At 49.8% G+C, this 25,841-nt stretch carries 27 protein-coding genes; 10 read left to right on the top strand and 17 right to left on the bottom strand.

Annotation, left to right across the window (positions count from 1 at the left end; genetic code table 11):
* The first annotated feature begins 24 nt into the window (after nt 1-24).
* A complete protein-coding gene (locus M2371_RS04960; protein ID WP_259267042.1) occupies nt 25-924 on the top strand; it encodes a LysR family transcriptional regulator in 900 nt (299 codons plus the stop codon).
* Nucleotides 925-1,032: 108 nt separating this feature from the next.
* Here the strand turns inward: M2371_RS04960 and M2371_RS04955 are convergent, their stop codons facing one another.
* Nucleotides 1,033-1,902, bottom strand: coding sequence for a crotonase/enoyl-CoA hydratase family protein (locus M2371_RS04955; protein WP_259267041.1), 870 nt, complete (start codon nt 1,900-1,902; stop codon nt 1,033-1,035).
* 219 nt (nt 1,903-2,121) lie between these two features.
* Between M2371_RS04955 and M2371_RS04950 the strand changes: the two genes are divergently transcribed.
* Nucleotides 2,122-2,304, top strand: coding sequence for a hypothetical protein (locus M2371_RS04950; RefSeq protein WP_172894080.1), 183 nt, complete (start codon nt 2,122-2,124; stop codon nt 2,302-2,304).
* A gap of 48 nt (nt 2,305-2,352) precedes the next feature.
* On the opposite strand, the gene fsa is transcribed toward M2371_RS04950, so the two are convergent.
* On the bottom strand, nt 2,353-3,015 hold the full coding sequence (gene fsa, locus M2371_RS04945; protein ID WP_172894079.1) for a fructose-6-phosphate aldolase: 663 nt from the start codon (nt 3,013-3,015) through the stop codon (nt 2,353-2,355).
* Nucleotides 3,016-3,147: 132 nt separating this feature from the next.
* Here fsa and M2371_RS04940 point away from each other — a divergent pair, with 132 nt between their 5' ends.
* The 4 genes from M2371_RS04940 (at nt 3,148) to osmB (ending at nt 7,770) form a co-directional block, all read left to right on the top strand.
* On the top strand, nt 3,148-4,047 hold the full coding sequence (locus M2371_RS04940; RefSeq protein WP_259267040.1) for a glycyl-radical enzyme activating protein: 900 nt from the start codon (nt 3,148-3,150) through the stop codon (nt 4,045-4,047).
* Nucleotides 4,048-4,051: 4 nt separating this feature from the next.
* Nucleotides 4,052-6,484, top strand: a complete 2,433-nt coding sequence (locus tag M2371_RS04935; protein ID WP_259267039.1) for a formate C-acetyltransferase/glycerol dehydratase family glycyl radical enzyme — start codon at nt 4,052-4,054, stop codon at nt 6,482-6,484.
* A 42-nt stretch (nt 6,485-6,526) separates the two neighbouring features.
* A complete protein-coding gene (locus M2371_RS04930) occupies nt 6,527-7,285 on the top strand; it encodes a DNA-binding transcriptional regulator YciT (RefSeq protein WP_172894076.1) in 759 nt (252 codons plus the stop codon).
* Nucleotides 7,286-7,551: 266 nt separating this feature from the next.
* Complete coding sequence (osmB, locus tag M2371_RS04925) at nt 7,552-7,770, top strand: osmotically-inducible lipoprotein OsmB (RefSeq protein ID WP_034495655.1); 219 nt, start codon at nt 7,552-7,554, stop codon at nt 7,768-7,770.
* A 133-nt stretch (nt 7,771-7,903) separates the two neighbouring features.
* Here osmB and yciH read toward each other — a convergent pair whose 3' ends face one another.
* From yciH to pgpB, 5 genes are all read right to left on the bottom strand, one after another.
* Nucleotides 7,904-8,230, bottom strand: a complete 327-nt coding sequence (yciH, locus tag M2371_RS04920) for a stress response translation initiation inhibitor YciH (RefSeq protein WP_259267275.1) — start codon at nt 8,228-8,230, stop codon at nt 7,904-7,906.
* Entirely contained in the window at nt 8,230-8,967 is a 738-nt protein-coding gene (pyrF, locus tag M2371_RS04915) for an orotidine-5'-phosphate decarboxylase (RefSeq protein WP_259267038.1), read from the bottom strand. The genes yciH and pyrF overlap by 1 nt, the downstream gene beginning before the upstream one ends.
* A 204-nt stretch (nt 8,968-9,171) precedes the next feature.
* Nucleotides 9,172-10,341 (bottom strand): lipopolysaccharide assembly protein LapB, encoded by a 1,170-nt coding sequence (gene lapB, locus M2371_RS04910; RefSeq protein WP_115628452.1) that lies wholly within the window; start codon nt 10,339-10,341, stop codon nt 9,172-9,174.
* A 6-nt stretch (nt 10,342-10,347) separates the two neighbouring features.
* Nucleotides 10,348-10,653 carry a LapA family protein gene (locus M2371_RS04905; protein WP_115628451.1) on the bottom strand — a complete coding sequence of 102 codons (306 nt, stop codon included), beginning with the start codon at nt 10,651-10,653 and terminating at the stop codon, nt 10,348-10,350.
* 140 nt (nt 10,654-10,793) lie between these two features.
* Nucleotides 10,794-11,558: a phosphatidylglycerophosphatase B gene (pgpB, locus tag M2371_RS04900; protein WP_172894073.1), complete on the bottom strand. Its 765-nt coding sequence runs from the start codon at nt 11,556-11,558 to the stop codon at nt 10,794-10,796.
* A 223-nt stretch (nt 11,559-11,781) separates the two neighbouring features.
* Here pgpB and ribA point away from each other — a divergent pair, with 223 nt between their 5' ends.
* Nucleotides 11,782-12,375, top strand: coding sequence for a GTP cyclohydrolase II (gene ribA / locus M2371_RS04895; RefSeq protein ID WP_034495662.1), 594 nt, complete (start codon nt 11,782-11,784; stop codon nt 12,373-12,375).
* 36 nt (nt 12,376-12,411) lie between these two features.
* On the opposite strand, the gene acnA is transcribed toward ribA, so the two are convergent.
* The 6 genes from acnA to topA form a co-directional block, all read right to left on the bottom strand.
* Nucleotides 12,412-15,087, bottom strand: coding sequence for an aconitate hydratase AcnA (gene acnA / locus M2371_RS04890; RefSeq protein ID WP_259267037.1), 2,676 nt, complete (start codon nt 15,085-15,087; stop codon nt 12,412-12,414).
* Nucleotides 15,088-15,270: 183 nt separating this feature from the next.
* Nucleotides 15,271-15,369, bottom strand: coding sequence for a small membrane protein YmiC (gene ymiC / locus M2371_RS21580; RefSeq protein ID WP_273693565.1), 99 nt, complete (start codon nt 15,367-15,369; stop codon nt 15,271-15,273).
* A gap of 161 nt (nt 15,370-15,530) precedes the next feature.
* The gene (locus M2371_RS04885; RefSeq protein ID WP_156104875.1) at nt 15,531-15,701 is read right to left on the bottom strand and encodes a hypothetical protein; all 171 of its coding nucleotides are present in this window, start codon (nt 15,699-15,701) and stop codon (nt 15,531-15,533) included.
* Between the two features lie 2 nt (nt 15,702-15,703).
* Nucleotides 15,704-15,832: a YmiA family putative membrane protein gene (locus M2371_RS04880; protein WP_072011166.1), complete on the bottom strand. Its 129-nt coding sequence runs from the start codon at nt 15,830-15,832 to the stop codon at nt 15,704-15,706.
* A gap of 349 nt (nt 15,833-16,181) precedes the next feature.
* Entirely contained in the window at nt 16,182-17,156 is a 975-nt protein-coding gene (cysB, locus tag M2371_RS04875) for an HTH-type transcriptional regulator CysB (protein ID WP_034495664.1), read from the bottom strand.
* Nucleotides 17,157-17,348: 192 nt separating this feature from the next.
* The gene (gene topA / locus M2371_RS04870) at nt 17,349-19,946 is read right to left on the bottom strand and encodes a type I DNA topoisomerase (RefSeq protein WP_034495665.1); all 2,598 of its coding nucleotides are present in this window, start codon (nt 19,944-19,946) and stop codon (nt 17,349-17,351) included.
* A 401-nt stretch (nt 19,947-20,347) separates the two neighbouring features.
* On the opposite strand from topA, the gene M2371_RS04865 reads away from it, so the two are divergent.
* Entirely contained in the window at nt 20,348-20,599 is a 252-nt protein-coding gene (locus M2371_RS04865) for a YciN family protein (RefSeq protein ID WP_115628447.1), read from the top strand.
* A 51-nt stretch (nt 20,600-20,650) separates the two neighbouring features.
* On the opposite strand, the gene sohB is transcribed toward M2371_RS04865, so the two are convergent.
* The gene (gene sohB, locus M2371_RS04860; protein WP_172894070.1) at nt 20,651-21,700 is read right to left on the bottom strand and encodes a protease SohB; all 1,050 of its coding nucleotides are present in this window, start codon (nt 21,698-21,700) and stop codon (nt 20,651-20,653) included.
* A gap of 271 nt (nt 21,701-21,971) precedes the next feature.
* Between sohB and M2371_RS04855 the strand changes: the two genes are divergently transcribed.
* Nucleotides 21,972-22,733, top strand: coding sequence for a YciK family oxidoreductase (locus tag M2371_RS04855; protein ID WP_259267274.1), 762 nt, complete (start codon nt 21,972-21,974; stop codon nt 22,731-22,733).
* Nucleotides 22,730-23,320 (top strand): cob(I)yrinic acid a,c-diamide adenosyltransferase, encoded by a 591-nt coding sequence (gene cobO / locus M2371_RS04850; RefSeq protein ID WP_034495671.1) that lies wholly within the window; start codon nt 22,730-22,732, stop codon nt 23,318-23,320. Before M2371_RS04855 ends, cobO begins: the two co-directional genes overlap by 4 nt.
* A 35-nt stretch (nt 23,321-23,355) precedes the next feature.
* Here cobO and rluB read toward each other — a convergent pair whose 3' ends face one another.
* The 3 genes from rluB to M2371_RS04835 all read right to left on the bottom strand — a co-directional run bounded on the left by rluB (nt 23,356) and on the right by M2371_RS04835 (nt 25,831).
* Nucleotides 23,356-24,237: a 23S rRNA pseudouridine(2605) synthase RluB gene (gene rluB, locus M2371_RS04845; RefSeq protein WP_034495672.1), complete on the bottom strand. Its 882-nt coding sequence runs from the start codon at nt 24,235-24,237 to the stop codon at nt 23,356-23,358.
* A gap of 95 nt (nt 24,238-24,332) precedes the next feature.
* Nucleotides 24,333-24,953: an L-threonylcarbamoyladenylate synthase gene (locus tag M2371_RS04840; protein WP_034495673.1), complete on the bottom strand. Its 621-nt coding sequence runs from the start codon at nt 24,951-24,953 to the stop codon at nt 24,333-24,335.
* Nucleotides 24,950-25,831: an RNase RNM gene (locus tag M2371_RS04835; RefSeq protein WP_259267036.1), complete on the bottom strand. Its 882-nt coding sequence runs from the start codon at nt 25,829-25,831 to the stop codon at nt 24,950-24,952. The genes M2371_RS04840 and M2371_RS04835 overlap by 4 nt, the downstream gene beginning before the upstream one ends.
* Nucleotides 25,832-25,841: the final 10 nt, after the last annotated feature.

Genomic DNA, 25,841 nt, shown 5'->3' with positions numbered 1-25,841 from the left:
CCCTTTTTGTGATACCTTTTTGGTATGAATGAATCTATCGATTTACGCCAGTTTCGTTACTTTCTCGCGGTATGTGAAGAGCTCAACTTCAGCCGTGCCGCATTGCGTCTGCATATTTCGCAGCCACCGTTAAGCAGGCAAATTCATCAGCTCGAAGAGCAGCTCGGTGTTCAGTTGTTTAATCGCCATAAGAGTGGCGTCACGCTTACCGAGGCCGGCACGGCATTTTTACCCGAGGTTAAAAAGACGCTACTTCAGGCGGAAAAAGCCATTGCCGTCGCCAGATCGAAACGGAGCACTGATGCCGGTAAATTTGTCATTGGCTACACGACCGTGTTCGAACGAAGCGCAATCCCTGATGTGACAAAAGAGATGCAGCAGCGTTTTGCAGACTGGCAAATTCTCTCAAAAGGAAATTATTCAGTTAATCTGGTTCGCGAAGTGAAGAACGGCACAATGGATGTAGCGTTTGTGGGTTTGCACACCGAAACGCAGGATCTGGCGGTTGAGAGAATTATCGACGATCCCCTTGTTGTGGCTTTACCTGCGGGTCATAAGCTTGCCGCCAGACGCAGTATTTCTTTTGATGACCTGCGCGAAGAGCCGATATTTTGGTTTGAGCGGCGCATGAATCCTGGCTTTTATGATCATTGTCAGACGTTTTTCGAAAGCATCAATTTTAAGCTAAACGCGATTGCAGAGCCGCCAGATCACCACATCATGCTGGGGCTAATTGCCGAAGGCAAAGGCATCGCTTTGGTTCCATCCTCTTTGCAGTGCATCAAACGGCAAGGGGTGGTTTTTCGGAAGTTGAAGGAAGACACGAAGCGTTTGTCGATGGGAATTGCTGTCGCATGGTCGAAGGAAAATCTGTCCCCTGCGTTGCTCTTTTTCCTTGAGCTGGTTCGGGCACAGAAACAGTAGGTTGAGTGAAAGAAGACGCCTTCTTTGCGAGAATGGCGTCAACAGATGGCTGAGTCAGAAGTTAACTAAACCATTACCCGCAGCCATTTTAGAGCGTTAGTGGCGCGGTTAGCTGGCTTTGCGCAACGCCGTCGCACTGTGACGGTTTTGCAGTTGTACCAACCTTTCCATATACGCAATGTCCTTCGGTTCAAGGCAAAAAGCAGCATCAACCCAGTCCTCGGTGATATCCATTAATTCAGCTCGCGGCAACTGTAAAACACGCTGACGGGCACGCAGCATAGCGCGCACACCGTTCAGTTTGGGTTGCAGGGTATCAATAAACGTCCGGGTCGCGAGATAACCCTGGCCGGGTTCGAAAAGCTGATCCACCAAACCAAATTGCTCGTACCACTCGGCAGTGTGTGACTCCCCTTTATAAATCAGCTCTTCTGCCAGTTTCATACCTGAACGACGAGCAACCAGCGAATAAGCGCCCATTCCGGGGAACAGATTAAAGGCAATTTCAGGGAAGCCGAGGCGAGCATCTCGTTGCGCCAGAATAAAATGGTGCGCGAGTGCTGCTTCAAAACCGCCACCTAATGCACTGCCTTCAATCATAGCCAGGCTAATTGCACCGCTATCGAAACCACGAGAAGCCGCATGAACGCAATCGACGCAAGCCCGCGCATAAGCACGCAGTGCCTCACGCTGGCCTTGTTGAATGGATTCAACAAAGAATCCTAAATCGCCGCCTGTGTTATACATCCCCTGAACCAGTGAGCCCGTCACCCAAAAATCAACGACAAATCCCTCCTGTTGAACCAGGTAACGCAGGTTCATAATTTCTTCAATCAGCTTGTGATTAAAGCAAGGGCGTGGCTGTGCACCGAGCATCATCCACACGGTGCGGCGTTCAGCTTCGTAATATCCTGACAATTGCGTGAATCGAGAAGTATCCGTGAACAATTTGCAAGTCGGTTGGTTAATCACTGTCATTATCTTATCCTCATGTTATGAAAGCGCGTTACACGCAGGATCAGACTAATCCACTACCGCTTATGTATGAATGTGTGGGGGGATTTAATAATTATTACTTATATATTGTTCGATAATTGATTGATGAGTAAGGCTAAAAAAGCGCGTCTGCGCCTTCTCTTTTAGCGCCATTTTTTGCATTATGATGGCAACACTTTTCCAATAATTACAGGATGCACAATGCCTACAGTGGACCCTCTGCAACTCGCAAAACGCATTGATACTGTGCTGGATATTCTGGTGGGTGGCGATCACGCTTCCGCCATTAATAATCTGGAAATTTTAAAAGCGGAATTAATCGCTATTGCGCACGGCGAAGAACAAAAAGAGAGCGACTTGAAAAAGTCACCCTGGGAGATTTGAGTCTAACGCCGGTGTGAACCGGCGCAGCTTTTAAACGATCACTTCAATTTACAAACTCAGTGAACCGAATGCGCCCTGCCAGTCTTTTTCGAAAGTCGCGATAGCGGCATTCACGGCTGGCGTGGTTAACAGCTGTTCAGTCACATCAATCGGTAAAGTAATGGCTTCGCAACCAGCCAGCAGGCATGACATAGCCTGATGTGGTGTGCGGAAACTGGCGGCAAGCACTTTGGATTGCGGCGCGTGTAACGTCAGCAATTGCTGTAAATCCTGCACCATTTGAATGCCATCCCCGCCCTGCGCATCAAGACGATTCACATACGGCGCAACATATTCAGCGCCCGCTAGCGCGGCTAATAAACCTTGAGCGGCACCATAAACCGCCGTACCCAACGTTGGGATCCCCAGAACCTTCAATTGTTTCATGGCCGCCAGGCCTTCTATCGTGGTCGGAACTTTGACAACAAGGCCCGGCACGCGCTTAACCAACAACTCGGCCTCTTTCACCATTTCATCAGCTTGTGCGGCAATAACCTGTGCAAACAGTTTACCGTCGCCGCCTAATGCTTCCTGCAACGCGGGCAGCACTTCCCATAGCGAAATACCCGCTTTTGCAACAATGGATGGGTTTGTGGTGACACCTTGCAAAGGCAAAACACGCGCCAGGCGTTTAACTGCGGCAACATCAGCAGTGTCTAAATACAGTTCCATAAGCTCTCCAGACTGGTCATCTATCTTATTGCCGACATCATAGCGTCACTGTCTGTTCTTTATCTGATCAAAATCAATAAAACTTTCATTCGAAAGTAATCTAATTTACGAAAGAAGATTAAGGGCAGAAATATGCTATTTAATATCCAACGTTACTCAACACATGATGGTCCAGGAATCCGCACCGTGGTGTTTCTGAAAGGCTGTTCATTAGGTTGCCGCTGGTGCCAGAACCCTGAAAGCCGCGCACGTGAACATGATGTGTTGTTTGATGAGCGCCTGTGCCTCGCCGGTTGCGAACTTTGTCCGCAGGCAGCACCTCATGCGATTAGCCGAATTGACGACGCGTTGGTTATCGCACGCGAAAAATTAATGGCTGACGATATGGTGACGTTGACGGATTGTTGCCCGACTCAGGCGTTAAGCGTATGCGGTGAAACGCAAAGCGTTGATGCCATTATGCAAAAAGTCCTGCGCGATAAACCCTTTTATGACCGCAGCGGCGGCGGGATTACGCTTTCCGGTGGCGAACCTTTTATGCAGCCTGATATCGCGGAACAACTTCTGAAGAGAAGCAAAGAAGCGGGCATCCATACTGCTGTCGAGTCTTGTCTTCACGTACCGTGGAAATACATCGAGCCGTCCATTGAGCATCTCGACTTGTTGCTGGCCGACCTGAAGCATGTCGATGCAAAACGCTTCAAACAATGGACCGATGGCAGTGCTGAGCGCGTGATGGATAACTTCCGCAAACTGGCAGCCCGCAATGTGGAGATGACCATTCGTGTGCCGCTGATTCCTGATTTTAATGCTGATGAGCAATCTATTCGCGCCATCAGCGATTTTGCCGCCGATGAACTCGGCGTGAAAGCGATTCATTTTTTGCCTTACCACACCTTAGGTATCAACAAATATAAACTCCTGAATCTCCCTTATCTGGCCGCGCAGCAACCTCTTGATGCGCCAGAACTGCTGGAATTTGCCCAGCAGTACGCAAGCCAAAAAGGGATGACAGCCTGGATAAGAGGATAGACTGATGACACAACTGAACCTGAACACCTTAAGCCAACGCATCAAAGACCATAAAGAAGCCTTGATTCACATTGTGAAGCCGCCGGTCTGTACCGAGCGCGCGCAGCATTACACCGCGATTTACCAGCAGCACCAGGACAAACCGTTGCCGGTGCGACGCGCTCTTGCCCTCGCCCATCACCTGGCCGAACGCACCATCTGGATTAAGCACGATGAGCTGATTGTGGGTAACCAGGCCAGTCACGTTCGTGGTGCACCGTTCTTCCCGGAATATACCGTGGGCTGGATTGAAACTGAGATTGACGAATTAGGCGACCGCCCAGGCGCTGGCTTCTCTATTTCAGATGCCGATAAAGCGGTAATGCATGAGATTTGCCCGTGGTGGCGTGGCCAGACCGTGCAAGATCGTTGCTACGGCATGTTTACCGACGAGCAGAAAGAGTTACTCGCCAGCGGCATTATCAAAGCTGAAGGTAATATGACTTCGGGTGATGCGCATCTGGCAGTTAACTTCCCGCTCTTGCTGGAACTAGGCATTGACGGATTGCGGGCCAAAGTCGCCGAGCGTCGCTCGCGTCTGCATCTGACCGACTGGGAAGATTTGCACAAAGAGCAGTTCCTGAAAGCGATTGATATTACCTTTGTGGCATTAAGTGACCACATTATGCGTTTCGCTGCCCTGGCTAAAGAAATGGCAGGCACTGAACAACGCGAGGCACGCCGTGATGAATTGCTGGCGATTGCAGAGAACTGCGAGCTTATCGCGCATCAAAAACCGGCCTCTTTCTGGCAGGCATTGCAGTTGAGCTACTTCGTGCAATTAGTCTTGCAGATTGAATCTAACGGCCACTCCGTGTCATTTGGACGCCTCGACCAGTTCTTGTATCCGTGGTATCGCCGTGATGTTGAACTCGAGCAGACCCTGGGTCGCGAGCAGGCCATCGAGCTATTGCAAAGCTGCTGGTTAAAATTGCTGGAGGTGAACAAGATTCGTTCTGGTTCGCACTCTAAAGCCTCGGCCGGTAGCCCGCTCTACCAGAACGTGACCATTGGTGGACAAAACCTGGTGAATGGCGAGGCTGTAGATGCGGTGAACCCACTCTCTTACGCCATTCTGGAATCTTGCGGACAATTACGCTCCACACAACCGAACTTGAGCGTGCGCTACCATGCGGGCATGAGCAATGACTTCCTCGACGCCTGTGTTCAGGTCATTCGCTGCGGCTTCGGGATGCCAGCGTTTAATAATGATGAAATCGTCATTGAGGAATTCATCAAACTCGGTGTTGCTCGCGAAGACGCCTACGACTACGCAGCCATCGGTTGTATCGAAACAGCGGTGGGAGGCAAATGGGGTTATCGTTGCACCGGCATGAGCTTCATTAATTTTGCCAGGGTGATGTTGGCGGCGATGGAACATGGCCGTGACGCAACCAGCGGTAAAATCTTCCTGCCACAAGAACATGCCCTCTCCGCAGGCAATTTCACACAGTTTGAACAGGTTATGGATGCCTGGGATAGTCAGATTCGTTACTACACGCAGAAATCTATCGAGATAGAATGTGTCGTCGATACGGTTCTTGAAGAGAATGCCCACGATATTCTGTGCTCCGCGCTGGTGGATGATTGCATCGAACGCGGTAAGAGCATTAAGCAAGGTGGCGCTAAATATGACTGGGTTTCAGGTCTGCAAGTTGGTATCGCCAACCTCGGTAACAGCCTCGCCGCAGTCAAGAAACTGGTGTTTGAACAAGGTGCTATTGGACAGCAGCAGTTAGCTGAAGCGCTGGCTAATGACTTTGACGGTTTGACCGGGGAGCAATTACGCCAGCGTTTGATTAACGGCGCGCCAAAATATGGTAACGATGAAGATGAAGTCGATTTGCTGCTGGCACGCGCATATCAGACGTACATTGATGAACTGAAGCAGTATCACAACACGCGCTTTGGCCGCGGCCCTATCGGCGGGACTTACTACGCTGGGACATCTTCAATTTCTGCTAACGTGCCGTTTGGTGCCGCAACCATGGCAACACCGGATGGTCGTAAAGCGACAACGCCGCTGGCTGAAGGCGCAAGCCCAGCGTCAGGTACCGATCGTTTGGGGCCAACGGCGGTAATCAGCTCTGTCGGCAAACTGCCAACCAGCAAAATTCTGGGGGGCGTTTTACTGAATCAAAAACTGAACCCAGCAACCCTGGATAACCCGCGTGACCGCGAGAAGTTGATGCTTATGCTGCGTACTTTCTTCGAGGCGCATAAAGGCTGGCATGTGCAATACAACATTGTTTCCCGCGAAACCCTGTTAGATGCCAAACAACATCCTGACAAATATCGTGATCTGGTCGTACGTGTAGCAGGTTACTCTGCTTTCTTTACTGCCTTATCTCCAGACGCTCAGGATGATATTATAGCCCGTACTGAACATACACTTTGATAATCCCGGCGGTGCATTAAGCACCGCCCATAATTGGCTGACATGAACTCCAGACAACAAATAATCTTACAAATGGTTATCGATCAAGGCCGCATGAGTGTGGCCTCACTCGCTAAAACAACCGGTGTCTCAGAAGTGACTATTCGCCAGGATCTTAATCTGCTGGAGAAAAAAAACTATCTGCGCCGTGCTCACGGTTATGCCGTACCGCTGGATAGCGAAGATGTTGAAACGCGGATGATGAACAATTATTCGCTGAAACGGCATCTTGCTGATTTTGCGGCGACACTGGTTAATGACGGTGAAACCATTTTTATCGAAAACGGTAGCTGTAACGCCCTTCTGGCACGCGCTTTAGCCGAGCAGAAAAAGATTACGCTGATTACCGTGAGCAGCTACATCGCCCATCTTTTGAAAGATACTGACTGTGAAGTTGTTTTGCTGGGCGGAATCTACCAGAAGAAAAGCGAAAGCATGGTTGGACCGCTGACGCGCCAGTTTATTCAGCAAGTGCACTTTAGTAAGGCGTTTATCGGCATCGATGGATTCTTGCCGGAAACCGGGTTTACCAGCCGCGATATGATGCGTGCTGATGTGGTGAATACTGTTCTGGAAAAAGGCAGCGAAACCATTGTTCTGACAGACAGTAGTAAGTTTGGAGCTATGCATCCCTACACGCTAGGCCCCATTTCACGCATCAACCGGGTGATTACCGATGATGGTCTCAGCGAAAACGCTACGCAGCAGATTCAGGACAGCGGCGTACAGGTCAATATCGTTAAACAATTCCCCCTCGAATAATGTCATTTAGACTGCCTGCATCGCTTGCGGGCAGTTCTCTTATCAGAATTATCCTGCGCACCCTTTAAGATTATTTACCTGTTGTTATTTACTGTAGAAATTAGAATGTTTATTAGCGATATAACAGGAAGTGATAATCACTGGCGTTATCTTTTAGGTCTTATATCGTCATGCAGTTTCGCGGAGACTTTCTATCAGTTGCCTGAGAACCACTATACTTTTAGAGAAACTTATTTCCGTGAATCAATAATTCAGGAGAAAGTAATATGACCTTAAATAACAAAAAAATTGCTGCCGTTGTGCTGGCCTTGACCGTTGCAATGTCCCTTAGCGCCTGCTCTAACTGGTCCAAACGTGACCGTAACACCGCGATTGGTGCTGGTGCTGGTGCCGTGGGTGGTGCTGTCTTAACTGACGGTAGCGCACTGGGTACATTAGGTGGTGCCGCAGTGGGTGGTATTATCGGCCATCAGGTGGGTAAATAAAGCCTGTTGCCTGTGAAAGCGCAAACGCTTTTAATTTATTATAAATAGCTTTGATATTCAGGTCTGACTTTCAGCAGTCATAATAAAAGGCCACGGTATATTTACCGTGGCCTGATTATTTTCAGCAACTAAATCAACCGCCTGCTAATTTTACTTTCATACCTTTAGCTTCCAACAGCGATTTAATCAGGTCACGTTTATCGCCCTGAATTTCAATAACACCATCTTTTAAAGAGCCACCACAACCGCACTTTTTCTTCAGTTCTGCGGCAAGCAGAGTGAGCGTAGCATCATCAGCATCAATTCCGGTGATAAGACATACTCCCTTACCTTTGCGGCCCGAAGTCTGGCGCTGAATGCGTACCACTCCATCGCCTTTTTCGCGAACCTGAGCCACCTTAGGCTCGTCAATACGGCCTCTTTCTGTGGAGTAAACTAAACGGCTGTTATCGTCTTTCATCATGCCCCCTGCTTCAAAGACTCACGGATATCACGCAGCGTCTGAGCTGGATTTGCAGATTGGGTGATCGGGCGTCCAATTACCATAAAATCGACACCTGCACTTTGCGCCTGCTGTGGCGTCATGATGCGGCGCTGATCGCCTGCGTCACTTCCAGCCGGACGAATGCCCGGAGTAATCAGTTTAAATGCTTGACCCAACTCACTTTTGAAACGTGCGGCTTCATGTGCAGAACAAACCACGCCATCTAATCCGCAATTCTGTGTTAAGCGCGCCAGACGCTCAGCATATTCCGCAGGCGTCGAGGTAATGCCGAGATCCGCCAGATCGCTTGCTTCCATGCTGGTCAGAACGGTCACAGCAATAAGAAGTGGTGCATCTTTGCCAAAGGACTGCAATGCTTCTCGTGCAGCACTCATCATGCGCGCCCCGCCGCTTGCATGAACATTCACCATCCACACGCCAAGATCTGCCGCTGCCGCAACCGCGTGAGCTGTTGTGTTCGGGATATCGTGAAATTTCAAATCGAGAAAGACGTCGAAACCACGCTGCTGAATATCACGCACCAGTTGCGGCCCAAACAGAGTGAACATCTCTTTGCCGACTTTCAGACGACAGTCGCGCGGATCGATACGGTCAATGAAAGCCAAGGCTTTATCGCGATTATCGTAATCAAGTGCAACAACAATTGGGGAGTCGGTGGCAACACGGGAGGAGGAGGATGCAGTTGAATTCATGGCTAAACCTTCTGACTGTTGGGCACCAGCACGGCGCAAGAGATAAACGGCAAGCATTCTACTCGCGGCGGGAAGAAAATTACAGTTGCCATTGCACTCTGCAAGGCACAAACGACTCGATGCTGAGGTTTAGTTCCTGATACTAATCATTAGTATGTTGTAACTAAAGTACGCGTTTTTTTATAACACCGCGCTTTATATGCGTTATTGCCCGTCCAAACCACGGATCGGTTTAATGGTCGACCATGCCCGGCAAGATGGACAATGCCAGTACATAGTAAAAGCGGTAAATCCACACTTCTGGCAACGATAACGTGGTTTGGTGCGCACTTGCTCACCCACCATGTTTCGCAACACCATCAGGCTTTCCTTCGCACGCCCTTCTTCCGCTTCCTGTAAGTGATAATCCATCAAACGATGGAACACACGCATGGTTGGGTGGCGCTGAAGCTGGCGGTTGATATAGATTTGAGCGACTTCAGACCCTTCTTTGTGCTCAAGGATCTCCGCGAGCATCAGTTCTGCCCCTGCGCCGGTATTCTCTTCAACACAGCGTTTTAAGAAGGCTTCCCACTCTTGTGGCTTATCGAGTTGTTGATAGCACGTCTGGAGCATCTCCAACGTTTCACTGACTAACTCACTATCTTGATCGATGACACGTTGTAATGACTCAACCGCTTTTGCATATTCATTTCGAGCCATGAAGATACGGCCCATCATGATAGAAACTCGCGCGCAGTTTTTATCGGCCGCGGCCCCTTTTTTCAGCAGTGACATGGCGCGGTCGAGATCGTCGCTCCCCATCAACTGCAAGGCTTGTTCACAATAGAAGTGAGCGATTTCAGTACGCTGTTTATCTTTACCCAGTTTCACCAAACGCTCGGCAACATCAATAGCCTTTTGCCAGTCGCTGGTCGCCTGATGAATCAGTAATAATTGCTGCAAGGCACCAATGCGGAAATCTGTTTCATCGATCAGTTGCCCAAACATATCCTCTGCACGGTCATACAGACCGGCGGCCATGTAGTCACGACCCAACTGCTGAACCGCAAGCAGGCGCTGCTCGTAGGTTAGCGAGGCGCTTTCCATTAATGACTGATGGATACGGATGGCACGATCGACTTCACCGCGAGAACGGAACAAGTTACCCAGCGTGAGGTGAGCCTCAACGGTACTGGTGTCCTCTTTAAGCATGTCGAGGAATAAATCTACGGCTTTATCTTGCTGGTTAGACAGCAAAAAGTTAACCCCCGCCACGTAATCACGCGACAGGCGGTTGGCTTCTTGTTGCTTGTCTTGATGCGCGCTTCTGCGGCCCATATACCAGCCGTAGAAGGCGGCAACAGGCAACAGCAGAAACAACAATTCCAACATGGCAGGTTATTCCTTCACAGCCGGTACAACCACTGTGGTGGTGTCAGAACCCGTGGTGATTTGCTGTTCCAGGCGTTTGATCTTGCGATCGGCGCGGGCAAGGGAAACACGCAAACGCAGCCAGAACAGACCACAAATCATCCAACCCAGTAAAAAACCCGCAGCAAAAAGAGTCGCCAGCAAGGTGGAGACGCGATACTCGCCTTGTGCCAACAGATAATTGAAATGTACAACCTGATCGTTTTGCGCGCCCAGAGTGACAGAAATCACAAAAATCGCTAGCACCAGTAAGAAAATGAATAAATATTTCACATTACTTCCCGTCATGTGGTCTTACGCGACTAAATTATGCCCTAATGCATTTCCAACGGTATAAACTACCATTTCCCGGTGTTCCGGGGAATCCATTAGCGACGTCCAATTCATAAGAAATGGGGATTAAATCAAGATTCTCAAGGTTCGCCGTCTCGTTCGGCTATTTCCTCATCTTCTTGCCTTGGTGGCGATAGTGGACCGCATAACTTTTGCGCAAGCCAGGTTGCCAGGGTAATTAATATCCAGGAGATTAATGTTGCGACTACCAAATCTCGCGGCCAGTGCATACCGAGCACCAACCGACTCCCCATCACCCCGACTGCCCACACCAGCAACAAAGCAATAGTCCAGGTTCTCCTGCGCGGCCACAACAGGCCAACACCCAGTAATGCCCAACTTGCGGCAAACATTGTGTGCCCGGAAGGGAATGCAAATCCGGTCTCTTTTTGCCAGTGTTTACGTAGCCAACCAGGCACTTCCGCCTGAGACTCGAGCTGACTTTTAACCAGTTCGCTACGTTGCTTACGTTTTAAATTGTAGAACTCATCTGTTGGAATATGTTGTGTTTTTTCAAGCCATACCACAAAAGGACGAGGTTCTTGTACTTTGTCTTTGATGACGGATTTCACGCCTTGCCCAACAAGAATAGCCGCGCCAAGGATGGCAAATAGCATGACTGCCGCTTTTAGGCGGAACCTCAGGCACCATAAAAACCAGGCGCACAAGCAAACATGTGTGATGATGCCCCACGGTTGGGTGACGGTTTCTGTCACCCAATACATCATTTTTAGCCAGGCGCCTTGCGCACCAGGAACCCACTGCCAACCTGAAATCCATACCGCTAGCGGCATGATTAATAGTATTCCGGCTCCAATTGTCGTTCGCTTCGCTATTGCCCGCATCACTTTTCCTTATGCAATTTGAGCATTAAGAATACCCGATAAAGCGCACCGATGGGAAAACGTGGCGTGACTTTAAGCGTAAAAATAGGAGTGCGCCCAGTCAATTAGGCGAAGTGCCCGGCGTTGTGGCAAAATAGCCAATAGGAATTTAACAAGCCAGAAAGCTGGCAGGTATCACGCGAGTCAATACTTCGTGAGCCAATAAGAGTACCTGGAGAATCACATGCAGCTTAAACGTGTGGCAGAAGCCAAACTGCCTACCCCATGGGGCGATTTCCTGATGGTGGGTTTTGAAGAACTGGCAACCGGGCAAGATCACGTTGCACTGGTTTTTGGTGACATTACTGGGAATGATTCTGTTCTGGCGCGTGTACATTCAGAGTGTCTGACGGGCGACGCCCTTTTCAGCCTGCGCTGCGACTGTGGTTTCCAGCTTGAAGCAGCTCTGGCTCAAATTGCTGAACAAGGTCGTGGTGTGTTGCTGTATCACCGCCAGGAAGGTCGCAACATCGGCCTGCTGAATAAAATTCGTGCCTACGCGTTGCAGGATAAAGGCTACGACACCGTTGAAGCAAACCACCAACTCGGTTTTGCTGCTGATGAACGCGACTTCACGCTGTGCGCAGACATGTTTAAATTATTGGGTATCGATGCGGTACGCTTGCTGACCAACAACCCGCGCAAGGTTGAGATTCTTTCTGAAGCAGGAATTAACATCACTGAGCGAGTGCCACTTATTGTGGGTCGCAACCCGAAGAACGCGCATTATCTGGATACCAAAGCGGCCAAAATGGGTCATTTACTGTCCAAAGAATAAGCTGTTTTCTCCCCCATCGCTGGGGGAGAATTTTTACTACTTCAGCATGTTACGAATCACGTAATGCAAAATCCCGTCATTTTTGAAGTACGTCAGTTCATTACTGGTATCAATGCGGCAGCGACACTCAACCACCTCTTTTCTACTATCGGCAAAGGTTAATGACACCGGCACCGTAGTCCCTGGCACCAGTTCGTTCAAGCCAGTGATATCGATAAACTCCTCGCCCGTCAGCCCCAACGTTTTACGCGTTACGCCCTGCGGAAACTCCAGCGGAAGAATCCCCATACCAATCAGGTTGGAACGGTGAATTCGCTCGAAGGATTCGGCAATAACGACCCGCACTCCCAGCAAACGTGGCCCTTTTGCTGCCCAGTCACGGCTTGAACCGGAGCCATATTCTTTACCGGCAAACACGGCAAGCGGGATCCCTTTATCACGGTATTTCATTGCCGCATCATAAATCGAGATAACCTCATCGCCCGGTAACAATCGCGTCATGCCTCCTTCAACCCCCGGCACCATTTCATTGCGAATGCGAATATTGGCAAACGTGCCGCGCATCATCACTTCATGGTTGCCGCGTCGTGAGCCATAAGAGTTAAAATCTTTACGCTCAACGCCATGGTTTTGCAGATAGCGCCCAGCCGGGCTGTCTGGCTTGATGCTACCGGCAGGTGAAATATGGTCTGTGGTCACCGAGTCGCCGAGGATCGCCAAAACGCGCGCACCATGAATCTCCGGTACGGGTTTTGGTGTGGCTTCCATATCATCAAAGAATGGCGACAGGCGAATGTAGGTAGAATCGCTTTGCCAGCCGTAAGTATTTGAATGGTCCACCTCGATGCTTTGCCATTCAGGTGTCCCCAGGAAGACTTCGGCATATTCTTTGTGGAACATTTCCGTTGTCACCTGTGCGACCGCACGAGCTATTTCCTGGCTGGTCGGCCAAATATCTTTGAGATAAACCGGCTCGCCTTTAAGGTCATGACCAAGCGGGTCGGTGGTCAGATTAATATTCATGTTCCCAGCCAGAGCATAAGCCACCACCAACGGAGGGGATGCGAGCCAGTTGGTTTTCACCAACGGATGAATTCGCCCTTCAAAGTTACGGTTCCCCGAAAGCACGGCCCCCACGGTCAAATCGCCCTTCTTGATTGCTTGTTCAATAGGGTCCGGTAATGGGCCAGAGTTCCCGATGCAAGTGGTACAACCGTATCCCACCAGATTAAAACCTAATTCGTCGAGATAAGGTGTCAATCGGGCCTTTGCCAGGTAATCCGAAACCACTTTTGAGCCAGGCGCCAGAGACGCTTTTACCCAAGGCTGGCGTTTTAAACCTAAAGTCACCGCTTTCTTAGCCAGCAACCCTGCCGCCATCAGAACACTGGGGTTTGAGGTGTTAGTGCAAGAAGTAATCGCAGAAATGACCACCGCGCCATCAGGCAACTGGTATTCGCGCCCACCCATGGTGTAATTCACCGGCGCACGGTCTTTGTGAGAGGAGTTGAGTTCGAGTTCATTGCTGGCGTTGAACGCTTTCGGGACATCGCCCAGCGCAACGCGATCCTGCGGACGTTTTGGCCCCGCCAGGCTTGCTTCAACTTCATTCATATCCAGCGCCAGAGTGCTGGTAAATACCGGTTCATCGCCGGTATTACGCCACATGCCCTGGGCTTTGGAATACGCCTCAACCAATGCTATCTGCTCTTCGCTGCGTCCACTCAGACGCATATAATCCAGCGTCACGGCGTCAATCGGGAAGAAACCACAGGTGGCACCATATTCAGGAGCCATGTTGGCAATTGTTGCGCGATCGGCCAGGGGTAATGTGTCCAGCCCGTCGCCGTAGAATTCAACGAACTTGCCCACAACGCCGTGTTTGCGCAGCATTTGCGTGACGGTCAAAACCAGGTCAGTCGCGGTAATGCCTTCGCGCAATTTACCGTTAAGTTTAAAGCCGACCACATCCGGAATAAGCATTGAAACCGGCTGGCCGAGCATAGCCGCTTCGGCTTCAATTCCCCCTACACCCCAGCCCAAAACTCCGAGACCGTTGATCATGGTGGTATGGGAGTCAGTCCCCACCAGTGTGTCAGGATAAGCCACCAGCTCATCCCCCTGCATTTCACTCCACACGGCTTTACCGAGATATTCCAGGTTAACCTGGTGACAAATACCGGTTCCCGGTGGCACAACGCTGAAGCGGCTGAAAGCTTGCTGCCCCCAACGCAGGAAGACATAGCGCTCGTGGTTGCGCTCCATTTCGAGGCGCACGTTCTCCTCAAATGCATCATCGTCGCCAAAGTGATCGACAGTCACCGAGTGGTCAATGACCAGGTCCACAGGGGAAAGCGGGTTAACTTTGGCCACATCGCCACCAAGGCGTTTGACCGCTTCACGCATGGCGGCTAAGTCAACCACCGCCGGGACACCGGTGAAATCTTGCATCAGAACGCGAGCTGGGCGATAAGCAATTTCACGGTCCGCGTGAGCGTCTTTCAGCCAGGCGGCCAGCGCGTGAATGTCATCTTGAGTGACAGAATCTTCATCCTGCCAGCGCAGCAGGTTTTCGAGCAAAACTTTTAACGACTTGGGTAACCGGGTGATATCCCCAAGTTCTTTTGCGGCCAGCGGCAAGCTGTAATAGTGATAGGTTTTATTCAGCGCCTGTAAAGTGTCCTTACTGGCTTCTCGTAGGGTTAACGACATAGCTCCTCCATAAATTTCTTAGGATAGCGGTATCCCGGATGAAGATCAGGGACAGTATTAAAGATAACACAAAGATGTCGTAACGATTTGATAACAACCCAAATTGATAAATCGAGAAGTGTAAAGGGAAAGGAGGAGTGAATCAGCGCCCCGGCAGAGAACCAGGGCACAAGCAAGAAAGTGTTACTGAGTCAGCATCCAAACCATTTGCGCCCAAAAGGCTAACGAAACAGTAAATGCGGTAAACCATGACCAGTACTTGACGCTACAGTGAGTATTCATAAGTCGCTCTCTTTATTTTAGTAAACACTGTGACTGAATAATTAATCAGTCGATTTGAATATTGCTGTGTGTAGTGATTACTTAAAGAGTGTGCTCTTAATCACGCTTAATTATAAAGTGTGACTGACAGCAAGTTAAATAAAGGTAAATGAGAATTATATTTATTGTTTAATATGTTCGTCTGTTGAAAACAGATCGATAAAGTCTTTTTGTTGTTGCGTCAGTTGCCATGACTCCGGCACCTGAACTTTTCCAGGTTTCGCTTCTTGTTGCGGTTTGTCATCTTTCTGACGCACCGTTTTCTGTGCTTGTGTTTGAGCAAAGGAAGTCATTGTTACCCCCAAAAATGCCAGGCTGCCACTGCCACGACAAGCCAGAACAGACCTGATACCAAAAACACCGCCATCCAGGCCTTACGTTTTAGCCCTGTTTCCCTCTGCGGTTCTTCACTTCCTGAAGGCATTGCTAACCTCATACAATCGGCACCACTTATCATAAAGTCTTAAACAATCGGTATAATTAATCGCCTGATGGGATTAATCCTAAAGAAACTCTAGTACAAAAGCCAGCGAAATTGCTTCCCGAATGCAGGAAAAGATTTAATCTTTTGACCTGAAATAAATAATTGAAACACTAAATTTGCAGGGTGGTTAATTATTATCTACGTTTGTCTCTTAATTGAGACAGATTAACCACTTATAAAGTATGGTTAATAAAGATTTGAGGGATATTTAAAACTGGAAGGGATGAATCATATTCTTTATTGCAAAGAGAAGAGGTATCTTTCCAGGGCGAAAAGATACCTTCAGATATTATTTAGCCGGTAATTTAATATCTTTAAACATGGCTTCAATATCTTCGTTTGAACGCAAAGCCACGGCGGTATCGACAACATCACGCGTCAGGTGCGGCGCAAAACGCTGAATAAAATCATACATGTAACTGCGCAAGAAAGTGCTGCGGCGGAAACCTATTTTCGTGGTGCTGTGGCTGAAAACGCCCTGCGCTTCAATACGCACCAGGTCCGGGTCAGAAACCGGATCAACCGCCATACTGGCAATAACCCCCACACCTAAGCCCAAACGCACGTAGGTTTTAATCACATCAGCATCTGTTGCCGTGAAGACAATTCGCGGCGTTAAACCGGCACGGTTAAATGCGGTGTCTAATTCGGAACGCCCGGTGAAACCGAAGGTGTAGGTGACTAACGGATATTGAGCCAACTCTTCGATGGAAACCGACTCTTTCGATGCCAGCGGGTGATCCGGCGTCACCACAATCGAACGGTTCCAGTGGTAACACGGCAGCATCACTAAATCATCGTAAAGATGCAGAGCTTCAGTCGCGATAGCAAAATCCGCATTACCCTTGGATACCGCTTCAGCAATCTGCGTAGGCGAACCCTGATGCATGTGAAGGGAAACGCGTGGATAGCGCTCGATAAACCCTTTAATCACATTTGGCAGCGCGTAACGCGCCTGTGTATGGGTCGTCGCGACATACAATGAACCTTTGTCCGGCCAGGTATGCTCACCCGCCACGGACTTAATGGCTTCAACTTTTGACAACACTTCGCGGGCAATACGGATAATCTCCTGCCCCGCAGGCGTTACCTGAGTCAGGTGTTTGCCGCTACGTGCAAAGATCTGAATCCCCAGTTCGTCTTCCAACATACGAACTTGTTTACTGATCCCCGGCTGAGAAGTGTAAAGCCCTTCTGCCGTCGACGAGACGTTGAGGTTGTGATTTACCACCTCTACGATATAACGAAGTTGCTGTAGTTTCATGGCGTTCCATCCGCAGTAAAAACAGCCCCGACACGTGCGGTGGCAGGGATTCAGACAAGGTGAAATTCTCTTGGATCACTATATCACTTATACTATCTATGTATAGTTAGAAAGAAAAAATAATAATCAGGTTATATAAAAGGATATAAAAAAGCCGGAGCATCGGCCCCGGCTTTTTCGTCATAAGGTTAGTTACTTCTTACCTTCAACCCACTTACCATCAACAAAGAATGCTGACCAGCCAGTCGCTTTGCCTTCTTTTTCAGAAGAAACATACTGTTGCTTAGTCTTACGGCTAAAGCGAACGACCGCTTTGTTGCCGTCTGCATCTTGCTGTGGTGCATCGGCCAGATAACGCAGTTTTTCTGGCAGGCGGTCGCGGAAGCGATAAAGCTCTTCGACCAGCGGCGCACGTGTTTCACGCGATTTAGGGAAAGTGTTTGCCGCAAGGAAAACACCCGCCGCGCCATCACGCAGAACAAAGTAAGCGTCGGACTTCTCGCAAGGCAACTCAGGCAATGGAACCGGATCTTCCTTCGGAGGTGCCACTTCGCCATTACGCAGGATCTTACGCGTATTTTTGCAATCGTCATTGGTACAAGCCATGTACTTACCGAAACGGCCCATTTTCAGGTGCATTTCAGAACCACATTTCTCACACTCAACGATTGGGCCGTCATAACCCTTGATGCGGAATTCGCCCTCTTCGATTTCGTAACCATCACACGTCGGGTTATTACCACAGACGTGAAGTTTACGTTTTGGATCGATGAGGTAGCTGTCCATCGCAGTGCCACACTTCACGCAACGACGCTTCGCACGCAGGGCGTTAGTTTCCGCGTCATCACCTTCCAGCACGTTGAGAACTTCGTTTTCCGGCACCAGGTTGATGGTGGTTTTGCAGCGCTCTTTCGGCGGCAATGCATAACCCGAACAGCCCAGGAATACACCAGTGCTGGCAGTACGGATACCCATTTCACGACCACAGGTCGGGCAATCAATACTGGTCAGAACCATCTGGTTTGGACGCATACCGCCTTCTTCCGGATCCAGTTCAGCTTTACCAAGCTGTTCGCTGAAATCGCTAAAGAAGTTATCCAGCACCCCTTTCCACTCGGCCTGATTATTGGCCACCTGGTCAAGGCTGCTTTCCATCTGCGCGGTGAAATCGTAGTTCATCAGCTCGCGGAAGTTTTCTTCCAGGCGGTCAGTAACAATTTCACCCATTTTTTCAGCGTAGAAGCGGCGGTTCTCTACACGCACATAGCCACGATCCTGGATGGTGGAAATGATTGACGCGTAAGTAGACGGACGGCCAATGCCACGCTTTTCCAACTCTTTAACCAACGAAGCTTCGCTAAAACGAGCCGGTGGTTTAGTAAAGTGCTGCCCAGGAATAACTTCAACCAGCGCGAGCTCATCACCCTGTTCAACGGCGGGTAAAGTACGGTCTTCATCGCCTTTGCGCAGTGCAGGCATGACTTTAGTCCAGCCATCAAAACGCAGCGTACGGCCACGCGTTTTAAGGCGGAAGTCACCTGCTTGCACCGTCAAAGTGGTGGAATCGTATTGCGCTGGTGTCATCTGACACGCCACAAACTGGCGCCAGATCAACTGGTAAAGTTTCTGCGCGTCAGCTTCCATATCTTTAAGCGACTCAGCAACGACACTCACATCAGAAGGACGAATCGCTTCGTGCGCTTCCTGAGAGTTTTCTTTGCTGGAGTACTGATTCGCGGCTTCCGGGAGATATTTCTTACCAAAACTCTCTTCGATATACCCACGAACCATACTCACTGCATCCTGGCTCAAGTTGGTTGAGTCAGTACGCATGTAAGTGATATGACCCGCTTCATACAGACGCTGCGCCATCATCATGGTTTTCTTCACACCAAAACCAAGACGGGTGCTTGCAGCCTGTTGCAACGTGGAGGTGATAAACGGCGCACCAGGTTTGCTGCTGGTCGGTTTATCTTCACGCTCAAGCACGGTGTAACGCGCTTTTTCCAACTCGCTAACCGCAGACATTGTCTGCTCGCGGTTAACCGGGCGGAACGGCTTGTCTTTATGGTGGCTGACCTGAACCGGCAAACTATCGCCTTTCGGCGTTGTCAGGTTCGCGTCAACTTCCCAGTATTCTTCCGGTACGAACGCTTTAATTTCACGTTCACGGTCAACAACCAGACGCACAGCAACGGACTGTACGCGGCCAGCAGAAAGACCTCGGGCAATTTTTTTCCACAGCAGCGGAGAAACCATGTAGCCCACAACGCGGTCCATAAAACGACGCGCCTGCTGTGCGTTAACACGGTCAATATTCAATTCGCCCGGCTTTTCGAAAGCCTGTTGAATTGCATTTTTTGTAATCTCGTTAAACACAACGCGGCTGTAACGCGTTTCATCACCACCGATAACTTCCCGCAGGTGCCATGCAATGGCTTCCCCTTCGCGGTCAAGGTCGGTTGCGAGATAGATATGGTCTGCTTTTTCAGCCAGTGACTTCAGTTCTGAAACCACTTTCTCCTTACCAGGCAGCACTTCGTACTGTGCTTCCCAGTTGTGCCATGGATCGACACCCATACGATTTACGAGCGCGCCGCGTTCATCCTTTTTGACCTTTTTGGTCCCTTTGGTGGAGGCGGAGTCAGCGCTCTTCTTGGTGGTTGATCCACTGGTCGGCAAATCACGGATATGACCGACGCTGGACTTAACCACGTAGTCATTACCGAGATATTTGTTGATCGTTTTGGCTTTTGCCGGGGACTCAACGATGACGAGAGCTTTACCCATATTCACCTTTACCTAATGTAATTCTTCCAGGAGACGTCGCACACTAATCACACCTTCCACTGGCGACGCGCTTATTTATATTGCGGCAGCGTCAATGGATATCAACTCTTTTTTCATCCACCGGCTGATTAGCGAACATTCGCAGGTGATTGAGATAACGAGTCTTTCGCACCGGTGACATAGCACGACGGAACTTTGGTTGAATGTCAAGCAATTCCGTTGCCAGATTTGCGAAAGCGTCACACTCTACCTGATAAAATGAGTTACGCAACTTTATTAGCATGCAACCCGGATTCCTGCCAGCACAGTAAACTGATTAAATCACCTTAGGTTTACAGGGAGATATTGCCCTTTGCAGTATAGCGGAAGTACACTAGCGCCAGTTTTTAAAGGAGGAAATCATGCAACCAACCACTCAACCTATCGATAAACAGTCGCTACTCGTTGAAGCCAATAAAGTGATCCGTGCTCATGAAGATTTCATGCATGGAATGGAAGCAACGGACGTTGAGCAAAAAAACGGGGTGCTGGTGTTCAAAGGTGAATACTTCCTTGATGAGCAAGGCTTACCTACCGGGAAAAGCACCGCAGTATTTAATATGTTTAAGCATCTTGCGCATGTATTTGCAGAGAAATATCACCTGCAAGACTAAGTAAAAAAACGAGGCCAAATGGCCTCGTTTCTACTTTCACTTCAAATCCGATTACAACAGTGGTTTTTCACCACGCTGCCACCAACGCAACAACAGATTATCTAAACTGTTAGCCGCGCTACCGGTGAAACGATCCATCATTTTTTTGCGGCGCGTGTAGTGCACATTAATCACATCGTGATTTTTCATCAGGCCAATCAGCAAGTCGTCGCTGGTGCTTACCGCATCAATCAAACCTTTTTCCAATGCCTGCGTGCCATACCAGTGCTCGCCCGTTGCAACAGAATCAATATCCAGTGATGGACGCATGTCATGCACAAACTGCTTAAATAGCAGATGTGTTTCATTCAGGTCTTCACGGAATTTTTCACGCCCCTGCTCGGTGTTTTCACCAAACAAAGTCAGAGTACGTTTGTACTGACCAGCAGTATGCAGTTCGACATCAATATCATTGCGTTTCAGCAAGCGGTGGAAGTTAGGCACCTGAGCCACCACGCCAATTGAACCAATAATAGAAAACGGAGCGGCAACAATTTTATCTGCCACGCACGCCATCATATAACCGCCGCTAGCCGCGACTTTATCGACAGCAACCGTCAGGCGCACTTTGCTCTCACGCAAACGCTGCAACTGTGATGCCGCCAGCCCATAACCATGCACTACACCGCCAGGGCTTTCCAGACGGAGTAAAACCTCATCTTCGGGTTTGACTACCGCCAGCACGGCTGTGATCTCTTCACGTAAGGAAGTGACTTCATGCGCATCCATACTTCCTTTAAAATCCAGAACATAAAGCGTCGGTTTGTCAGAAATAACCGTTTCGCCACGTTTAGCACGCGCTTTGGCTTGTTTAGCCTCCAGCTTATGTTTTTTCTTTTGGGTTTTATGCCAGAGTTTCTGCTGATGACCATCAAGTCTTGCGACCTGCATTTCTTCCTGCATTTCCTGGTATTGTTCACTCAAATTGGTGAGATGTAATTCCCCGCGTTGGTGTCTTTTACGCCCGGCAACATTCACGATTATTGTGACAAGAATGCCAATAGCCGCAACGACCGTGACGATTTTCGCCAAAAAAAGCCCATAGTTTGCAATCAAATCCACGCTTTCCGCCTTCCATTCAGGACATTAAATATCTTCTGCTCAGTGTAACCGAGCGGTGATTCCGCGTCTGCAAGCAACTATAAATGCTGCGAGCCTGCTTCCTGAACGTTTTTAATAAAATGAAACTTTTGCAAAATGTTAATCAAAGGTATTGTCTCCTGTTGCCTGATTGAAATAACAAGCCCTTTCAGGCATAAAGCGTAAAGCCCATGCATACCCAAGTATTTCTGAGAATCAAGACGTGAGCGACACATCACGCGAGGAGTTGAATTTGCACTATCAACCGAAGACCGACTTACTGCAAAACCGCATCATTTTAGTCACCGGGGCCAGCGATGGAATCGGTCGAGAAGCCGCACTAACCTACGCCAGATACGGTGCCAGCGTCATATTACTGGGTCGTAACGAAGAAAAACTGCGCAGCGTTGCCCATGAACTACAGACCCGCTACGGCAGCCTTCCCCACTGGTTTATTCTCGATTTTGCCACGGCGACACCTGATGACTGCCAGAGTCTGGCGCACAAGCTTTCAGGGTTGATTCCCCGCCTGGATGGCGTCCTGCATAATGCCGGGATCCTCGGCGATATTCGGCCAATGGACGAGCAAGATCCGCAAACGTGGCAGGCTGTGATGCAGGTCAATGTGAATGTGACTTTCTTCCTGACACAGGCTTTGCTTCCTTTATTACTCAAATCAGACTCAGGCTCACTGGTGTTCACCAGTTCGAGTGTCGGTCGTCAGGGCCGCGCGGGCTGGGGTGCCTATGCGGTATCAAAATTCGCGACTGAGGGCATGATGCAGGTGCTCGCAGAAGAGTATAAACAGCATAATTTACGCATTAATTGTATCAACCCTGGCGGAACGCGAACTGCTATGCGCGCAAGTGCATTCCCGACCGAAGACCCCGACAAACTGAAAACGCCACGTGATTTAATGCCGCTCTATCTTTGGCTAATGGGCGATGACAGCCGCCGCAAAACAGGCATGAGCTTTGATGCTCAACCCAACCGTAAACCAGGAATTTCCGAATGAGTGAAGATCGTTACCAGCAGCGCCAACAGCGCCAGAAAGAAAAAGTGGATGCCCGCGTCGCAGCCGCGCAAGAAGAACGCGGGATTGTGATTGTCTTTACCGGAAACGGTAAAGGTAAAACGACAGCCGCTTTCGGCACCGCCACACGCGCAGTTGGGCACGGCAAAAAAGTCGGCGTTATCCAGTTTATCAAAGGCCAGTGGCCGAACGGGGAACGCAATTTACTGGAGCCATTAGGCGTGGAATTTCAGGTGATGGCGACCGGTTTTACCTGGGATACACAAAACCGCGAAACGGATACCGCAGCCTGTGTGGAAGTGTGGGAGCATGCAAAGCGTATGCTGGCAGACAGCTCGCTGGATATGGTTATTCTCGACGAAATCACCTATATGGTGGCCTATGACTATTTGCCGCTGGAAGAGGTGCTGACGGCGCTGACACAGCGTCCAGAGAGCCAGACGGTGATTATTACCGGACGTGGATGTCATCGGGATATTCTTGAAATCGCAGATACAGTCAGCGAGTTACGGCCAGTGAAGCACGCGTTTGATGCGGGTGTTAAAGCGCAAATCGGTATCGATTATTAAGCATTAAAAAACCCCTCAACTGAGGGGTTTTTATTTTAGCTGCTGCGACCACCGCGACGACCGCCGCCGCCCGTGGTTTGCGTATGGCGTTTAACCGCACGGCGAATCTGATTCGCTTTCATACGACGACGATCTTTTTCAACCGCCACTTTGCTTTCTGTCTCTTCTGGCAACTCTACCAATTTACGCAGGTAGTTAGTTTGCCCCAGATCGAGTTCGGTATAACCGCCACGTGGCAGGCCTTTCGGCAACTGAATGTCACCGTAACGCACACGAATCAGACGGCTAACCTGCACACCAACTGCTTCCCACAGGCGACGCACTTCGCGGTTGCGGCCTTCGGTCAGGGTCACGTTGTACCACTGGTTAATACCTTCACCACCGGTAAATTTGATGGTTTTGAATGCCGCAGGACCATCTTCAAGCTGCACGCCACGACCCAGTTGTTTCACTTTGTCGTCGTCAATTTCGCCAAATACACGCACCGCATATTCACGCTCAACTTCACGGCTTGGGTGCATCAGGCGGTTTGCCAACTCACCATCAGTGGTGAAAAGCAGTAAACCACAGGTGTTCACATCCAGACGACCAACCGCAATCCAGCGCGCGCCGCGCAGTTTTGGTAAACGGTCAAATACGGTTGGACGCCCTTCAGGGTCATTACGCGTACATAATTCGCCTTCTGGCTTGTAGTAAGCCAACACGCGGCAAATTTGTTCAGCAGATTCTTTAATAGAAATCAGGTGACCATCAATACGGATTTTCAGCGCATGTGTCACTTCAACACGGTCACCTAATTTGGCAATTTTGCCGTCCACACTGACACGGCCTGCGGAGATAATTGTTTCAATCTCACGACGGGAACCATGACCAGCACGGGCTAAAACTTTTTGTAACTTTTCGCTCTTATCGCTCATTGAGCTTCCTCGGGTGTCGCCTTCACAGGCGTCGAATTGGGGTAATGGGACCTGATAGCCCCATTTTAGGCCGGACAGTATAGCCGCAGACGAACTTATAAGAAAGGTTTTGCATCGCCCGCACCTTCGCGGATAACAACCGGTGAATCGTCGGTCAAATCCACCACAGTTGTCGGTTGCTGGCCCAGGTAACCGCCGTGTATCACTAAATCGACGACTTTCTCGAGTCTGTCTTTAATCTCTTCCGGGTCAGACTCGGTAAATTCACTTCCTGGCAGCATCAGCGACGTCGATAGCATCGGCTCGTTCAGCACTTCGAGCAGAGCCAGCGCAATCGGGTTAGAAGGCACGCGCAAACCAATCGTTTTGCGCTTTTCCTGCAACAAACGGCGCGGGACTTCTTTCGTGCCTTTGAGAATAAAGGTGTAATTGCCCGGCGTATTATTTTTGATTAAGCGAAACGCCACGTTATCGACAAATGCGTAGGTCGAAAGCTCCGACAGGTCGCGACACATCAGGGTGAAGTTGTGCCCGTCAGGTAACTGGCGAATACGGCAAATGCGCTCCATCGCCGACTTATCTTCCAGTTTACACCCCAGCGCATAACCCGAATCGGTGGGATAAACAATGACGCCGCCCTTGCGAACAATTTCTACCGCCTGGTTAATCAGGCGCTGTTGCGGGTTATCTGGATGAATATAGAAAAATTGACTCATAGTACCCTCTCTTTTTCGCTATAACTTTTCTCCCAATTCTGCCAGACCGGCTCGACGCCTCCGGGCAGCCAGAGCTTGCGCCCAAGCTCAATCCACGCACATGGCATATGGAAATCTGAGCCTTGCGACGCCAGCAAATTAAATTGCTGTGCGTAACTCGCAAGTTGGGTGCGCTCATTGGGGGCTTGCTGACACTGGGCGACTTCCATGGCATCGCCACCACTTTCGGCAAACTGCGCCAGCAATCTTTTCAGCCATTTAGCGGTAAGGTCATAACGGCCTGGATGTGCCAGAACCGCTTGTCCGCCAGAATGATGAATGACATCAATAGCTTGTTCTATTGTACACCACTGTGGCGGAACGTAACCGGTTTTCCCTTTTGCAAGATATTTCTTAAACACATCGGCCATGGTGTTGGCTTTCCCGCACTCCACCAGATAACGCGCGAAATGCCCACGGGTGACTTCTCCACCGTTGGCATGGCGCATTGCGCCTTCCAGCGCACCAGGGATATGGGCTTTTTCAAGCCGTTCTGCAATCAAGGCCGCACGTTGAACACGGCGTTCGCTTTGCTGCGCTAAAAATTCCGTCAGAACGGGATGATGTTCATCAACACCCAATCCAACGATATGGATTTCATGATTTTCCCAGACGGTGGAAATCTCCACACCACTGATCACACGCAGGGGCAGTTGCAGGCGTGATACCGCTTCCCTTGCAGCGCCAATTCCGGCTACTGTGTCATGGTCAGTGATTGCCAGAATACCCACTCGCATTTCTACTGCACGCTTCACCAGCGCTTCGGGCGTTAACAAGCCATCTGACGCGGTGGTATGGCTATGTAAGTCGTAAATCACCGCTAGTGTGGGTTCGCTCAAAATGGCTCCG

This window comes from Buttiauxella sp. BIGb0471, from assembly GCF_024807715.1.
GTDB lineage: Bacteria > Pseudomonadota > Gammaproteobacteria > Enterobacterales > Enterobacteriaceae > Buttiauxella > Buttiauxella agrestis.
Note: the sequence above shows the minus strand (reverse complement) of the source record. Positions and strands in the feature narration are given on the sequence as shown.